The sequence below is a fragment of the Paraburkholderia sp. J8-2 genome, from assembly GCF_905220195.1.
In the GTDB taxonomy this organism is placed as follows: domain Bacteria; phylum Pseudomonadota; class Gammaproteobacteria; order Burkholderiales; family Burkholderiaceae; genus Paraburkholderia.
The window spans coordinates 1-385 of sequence record NZ_CAJMZA010000131.1; the positions used below are offsets into that span (position 1 = coordinate 1).

At 64.4% G+C, this 385-nt stretch carries 1 protein-coding gene; it reads left to right on the plus strand.

The window, feature by feature from the left end; genetic code table 11:
* The coding region (locus U5A52_RS43130) for a dioxygenase (RefSeq protein ID WP_321940518.1) at positions 1-385 on the plus strand (385 nt) is incomplete at both ends.

A 385-nucleotide genomic window follows, 5' to 3' on the forward strand; every position in this document is an offset into this window, starting at 1 on the left:
GGATCTGTTCAAGGCCATCGACGATCTCGACATCACGCCCGATGAAGTGTGGGCCGGCGTGAACTATCTGAACAAGCTGGGCCAGGACGGCGAGGCTGCGCTGCTGGCGGCCGGCCTTGGCCTTGAAAAGTACCTCGACATCCGCATGGACGCCGCAGACAAGGCGGTGGGTCTCGAAGGCGGCACGCCGCGCACGATCGAAGGACCGTTGTACGTTGCGGGCGCACCGGTGCGCGAAGGCGTTTCGCGAATCGATCTCAACCCGGACGCCGACGCGGGCCCGCTCGTCATTCACGGCACCGTCACGGATCTCGACGGCAAGCCGCTCGCGGGCGCCCTGGTCGAATGCTGGCACGCCAATTCGAAGGGCTTTTATTCGCACTTT